2 protein-coding genes are annotated in these 2,419 nt (G+C 67.1%); both read left to right on the top strand.

Features of this window, described 5'->3' with window-relative positions; genetic code table 11:
* The coding region (istA, locus tag Q1V87_RS13130) for an IS21 family transposase (RefSeq protein ID WP_300593696.1) at positions 1-1,550 on the top strand (1,550 nt) is incomplete at its 5' end.
* Positions 1,547-2,293 carry an ATP-binding protein gene (locus Q1V87_RS13125; RefSeq protein ID WP_300593693.1) on the top strand — a complete coding sequence of 249 codons (747 nt, stop codon included), beginning with the start codon at positions 1,547-1,549 and terminating at the stop codon, positions 2,291-2,293. The genes istA and Q1V87_RS13125, both read left to right, overlap by 4 nt.
* Positions 2,294-2,419 lie beyond the last annotated feature (126 nt).

Here is a 2,419-nt window from a genome sequence, read left to right as displayed (position 1 = left end):
AGGCGAAGCTGGTGCTCCGGCTTCGCGCGGAGGGGCTCACGGGGCGGCAGATCGCGGCGCAGGGCATGTCTCGGCACTCGGTGGCGGCGGTGCTCGATGCCGCCGACCGGGAAGGGATCGGCTGGGACGACGTTGCCGATCTCGAGGAGGCGGAGGTGTATGCGCGGCTGTTCCCCGGGCGCGGTGAGCACGAGAGCGTTCACGGGCAGCCGGACTGGGAGAAGGTGCATCGCGAGCTCGCCCGGGTCGGGGTGACGTTGAAGCTGCTGCACGGCGAGTACGTCGACGCCTGCCGGAGCAGGGGTGAGACGGCGATGGGCTATGACCGGTTCTGCAAGACCTACCAGCGGCACGTGCTGGTGATCGGCGCGGCGTCGCGGGTGGGTCACAAGGCCGCTCAGACGGTCGAGGTCGACTGGTCGGGGAAGACGATGGCGCTGACCGATCCGGTCACGGGCCAGGCGACGCGGGTCTACTTGTTCGTCGCGACGCTGCCGTTCTCGAGGTACTCGTTCGTCGAGCCGACGCTCGATATGCGGCAGGAGACCTGGTTGCGTGCGAACGCGGCGATGTTCGACTGGTTCGGCGGGAGTGTTCCTCGGATCGTCCCGGACAACCTGAAGACGGGAGTGATCAAGCACCCGGCGGAGGGTGAGGTGGTTCTCAACGACGCGTATCGGGAACTCGCCGCGCATTACTCCGCGGCGGTGCTGCCGGGCAGGGTCGCGAAGCCGAAGGATAAGGCGAGCGTTGAGGGCACGGTCGGGAACGTCGCTACCTTCGTGATCGCGGCGCTCCGCGATCGGCGGTTCGCGACGCTGCCGGAACTTCGGGCCGCGGTCTATGAGCGGGTCGCCGCTTACAACGCCGAGCCGTTCCAGAAGCGCGCCGGGTCGAGGCTGGGCGTGTTCGAGGCGGAGGAGAAGCCGCTGCTGCGGCCACTGCCAGCCGTCGGGTTCGAGATCTCCCGATGGCTCTACGGACGCAAGGTCCAGCGCAACGGGCACGTGGTGTTCGAGCGCAACTTCTACTCCGTCCCCTACGCGAACATCGGCCGGAACGTCGATCTGCGCATCACCGACACGACGTTGGAGGTGTTCGCCGGCGACCAGCGCCTCACCAGCCATCTCCTCACCCCGACAGGGGTGATCAACGAATACCGCACCCACGACAGTGACCTGCCCGACGGCCCGCAGTATCGGCAATGGGACGCCCCGAGGGTCCGGGAATGGGCAGCCAGGATCGGCGAGAACACCACCACGATCGTGAACCGGATCTTCGAATCGGTCCCCGTCGACGAGCAGGGCCTCGACCCCGCACTGGCAGTGCTCAGGCTCACCCGCCGCTACTCCAGCGCGCGTGTCGAAGCCGCCGCCGGCGTCGCCCTCGCATCGCGGGTCCGCTCACCTCGTTACGCGCATCTGCGGTCGATCCTCGACAGCCGTCAGGACGACCCCGGCAGCAGTGACGCCTGGACGACACCCGGAACCCCGCCCGAACCGGCCGGCTACGTCCGCGGCGCCGACTACTACGCGGGAGGCGCTCGATGAGCCGGCTCGATTCGGAGACGAAGCGGAAGCTGCGAGAGATGGGCGTCTCCTCGCTGGTCGACGCCCTCGACCTCCAGGACGACACCCTCACCCTCGGGATGGTGTTCGAGGAGCGGATCAAGCTCGCCGTCGACGACGCGCATGCCGCGTTCACCCACTCCAAAGTTGAAGGCCTCATCCGGCGGGCCGGACTCCGCTACCCGAACGCGGACCTCCGCAGGGTCGACATGCTCGAACAGCGCGGCCTGGACCGCGGTGTGATCGCGCAGCTCGGGACCTGCCAGTTCATCACCCGGCAGCAGAACGTCGTGTTCCAAGGCTTCACCGGATCCGGGAAGTCCTACCTCGGGTCAGCGCTGGCAAAACAGGCCTGCCAACACCGCTACCGGGCCCACTACATCCGCATGCCCGACCTCGAAGAGAGTTGGGCGACCGCGAAGGACCGGCCAGCGGGGAGGGAGAAGTGGTTGCGGAAGTACTCCACATTCACGCTCCTCGTGATCGACGAGTGGCTCCTCGATCCGCCGACCGATGACGTCCGGAGCATGCTGCTCGAGCTCCTCGAACGGCGATACGACAGCTCATCGACGGTGTTCTGCACTCAGTACGCGAAGAAGGACTGGCACCAGCGCCTCGGCTCCGGAGTTCACGCCGACGCGATCATGGACCGCATCGTCCACAACACCCTCTGGATCGAGACCGGCGAGGTGAACATGCGCGAACACACCGCCACCACCAGCTGAACCGGGCCCGGTGAGCGCGGCTCCCGCGGGGGTGGCGCTCACCGGCAACAATCGCTGGCGCTGAAACCGAATATCAAGCGGCGCTGAGAGTGAATATCCCATGGCGCTCAGAGGTCCGAATACTCA

The sequence above is a fragment of the Microbacterium sp. genome, from assembly GCF_030149085.1.
In the GTDB taxonomy this organism is placed as follows: domain Bacteria; phylum Actinomycetota; class Actinomycetes; order Actinomycetales; family Microbacteriaceae; genus Microbacterium.
This window is presented reverse-complemented; position numbering and strand designations above follow the sequence as displayed.

What these genes read in the sequence shown, in the direction of transcription:
- Q1V87_RS13125 (WP_300593693.1), top strand. Translation starts at nt 1,547, where the DNA reads ATGAGCCGGCTCGATTCGGAGACGAAGCGGAAGCTGCGAGAGATGGGC.